The 2,443-nt window shown below is 62.6% G+C and carries 3 protein-coding genes; all 3 read right to left on the bottom strand.

The annotated features are described in order from the left end of the window. Positions 1–165: 165 nt before the first annotated feature. Positions 166–774 (bottom strand): DUF4262 domain-containing protein, encoded by a 609-nt coding sequence (locus tag ACWDTF_RS24745; protein WP_240860241.1) that lies wholly within the window; start codon positions 772–774, stop codon positions 166–168. A gap of 80 nt (positions 775–854) precedes the next feature. Further along, a complete protein-coding gene (locus ACWDTF_RS24740; protein WP_449755242.1) occupies positions 855–1,403 on the bottom strand; it encodes a hypothetical protein in 549 nt (182 codons plus the stop codon). Positions 1,404–1,475: 72 nt separating this feature from the next. Continuing rightward, positions 1,476–2,030 carry a hypothetical protein gene (locus ACWDTF_RS24735; RefSeq protein ID WP_449755241.1) on the bottom strand — a complete coding sequence of 185 codons (555 nt, stop codon included), beginning with the start codon at positions 2,028–2,030 and terminating at the stop codon, positions 1,476–1,478. Positions 2,031–2,443 lie beyond the last annotated feature (413 nt).

Here is a 2,443-nt window from a genome sequence, read left to right as displayed (position 1 = left end):
GGCACAGGGCAGGAGCTGTTGTTGTGGGCATGACGGAACCTTCCACATCTGAGGGTGGGCTTGTCGTCATCATTCGTGGTGCATCGGCGAAACCTGCTGCCGATGCCTGTCATTCATCTGCTGAAAACCACTGTAGCCGGGGGCACCGACAATACTGTGCGCCGTTCATCCTCGACGCCAGTTCCGTGCGGCCCGGCGTCGTTGCGCTCGGTTCATCCCCTCGTACGCGGAGATGACACGCGGGCCGTCGACGCGCAACGCGTTCGCGTCGTGCACGCCCTTCACGTACTGATGCTCGGGCCGAAGGCTGTAGCCCACCTCCCACGGGTAGGTGTCGAGGTCGTCGGGCCAGACAGCCTGGAGGACAGGCGCATCGGGGTAGACGACGTTAGTGACAGTGAAGTCTGACTTGTCCACCACCTCGATCATCACCACCGGGACCTCCAGCGATTCCAGTTGCACCGGAATTGAATTCGCGACAGCTTGACGCCAGTCGTAGCGGTGGAACACATTGCCAAGTTCTTTCAGAACCTCGTAGCTGGTGTGTGCATTCAGGCCGTAGACGGCCATCTCTGGCAGTTCGTGGAGGCGCAACCCGGTGGTGTACGCGAACGAGCACTCCGGTGTTTCGCATTCCGATGAGTGGAACATGCACTCGTCGCTGATGGCGGTCACCGCCCACCCGCAGCGCCGGATGCGGTCCAGCGTCTCGCGCACCAGGGGGTCGGGATGCCAGCGGGGAAGTCCGCGGAGATCGGAAGCGTGGTCGGCCATGTTCGCTCCTTTGTTCGAGGTGGAACAAGTAGAGCAGGTGGGTCCGACAGAACTGATTCATGACGTTGTTCTTGAGGCCGTCAGCGTTCCAGCGTGGTGGTGTGAATGCCGGTGGCGGTGTACGTCGTCAGCACGACGTCGCCATCCTCGGTGAACGTGGGACCGGTTCGTGGTGCGCCCGGAACTGTGAGGGCGTGATGGGTGACTCCGTCAGGTTCGATCACATGCAATTGTGTTGTGGGTGTTTCATCGGAGTAGTCGGTCGTGAGAAAGTAGGCACTTCCATCTGGCCCTGCGGTCAGCCCAGACACGTCTCCGTCGATCTCCGTGGGGAACACGCCGTCGGGAGTGATGGCCATGACGGTGCGCGCCGAGCTGAAATCAGCCCGGGTCACCTGAAATGCGTTGGCACCGCCGGTAACCGGGTCGCCGTATCGGATGCCGTCGAGAGGGACGTACTCGACCGTCCCGTTTGTGGAGACTATTGCCACAACGGTGGTCGGTTCCTCTGCCGACGTATCGCTCTCCATCGAGAGGTAGACCGTCCCATCGGGCGCGACGACAAAGCTGTTGGACTGGCCGTCCACCGTCGTGCTCGTGGGGGTCCCGTCCGGCCGGATCGTCGTCACGGTGGTGTGCCACGTTCCCGACCCGTCGGAATCGCGCGTGATGAGGAGGAGTGTGCCGTCCTCGTCGATGAGTTACGGCGAGTTGCCGGTGCCTTCGACGGTGATCGGGTCACGTGGGGAGTCGGCGGTGATGGCGGTGACCGTGGTGGTCTGGTCCGGATAACTGCCGTCGACGGTGGTCTGGTAGACAGCAGTGGGTGTGACAGCCACCTGTCCCCACGTCGAACCTTCAATCGGCACAGTCTGTTCGACCGTCCCGTCGGGCGCGAACACGGTTACGACTGTGATCGGTCCATCCGGCGAGCCGTAGTTCGGAATCGTCGTGGTCTGATAGACCCGACCGTCGTTGCCGTCCACCGCGGTCAGATACGGAGTTCCGTCGAGGTCGACAAAGCGATGGGTCCCGTCGGGATTGATCACGATCACTGTGGTCCCGGCGGCGTTGTGCACGGTCTGGTACGTGATCCCCGACGTGGTCGTGACGGCGTTTCCATCTGCCGCTCCCGGGTGACTTATGGTGATGGCGTCGCCTCCGCCGGCGGGGATCACCGAGACGTGGGTGGTGTAGCCGCCGCCAGACTCGAAGGATTGCGTTGTGACATAAGCGGTCCCGTCGGGGCCGGCCACGACCGGCGACGAGGCGTTGTAGGCGCTGGTGGGTCCCCGATCGGCCGGGGACGACGACTGTGTCGATCGTGCCGTCCGGCCCGGCGATCACAACCGTTGTTTGTTGTGTCGCGTTGTCGTACGCGGTCTGATATGCCTTTCCGTCCGCACCGAGCACGAGGTTCTGCGCTTGACCGGGCGTGTCATGGGTGACCACGGTTCCGTCCGGGGCGACGACGTTCAGGTGGCCGGGTCCGACGAGGTAGTAATCGTCGAAGGTGGTGTAGTAGATGGTTCCGTCAGCGCCGAACGCCATTGTTTCCCGATTTCCCACACCCGCTAGTGTCGCGTGTCGTAAGTTCTTAAACGCTTTCCGGGCTGGGAGGATGAGTTATGGCGAATTCCCCGGCCCCGGCATTGACCCTTCGTGATGG

The sequence above is a fragment of the Gordonia sp. NPDC003422 genome (assembly GCF_053588675.1).
This window is presented reverse-complemented; position numbering and strand designations above follow the sequence as displayed.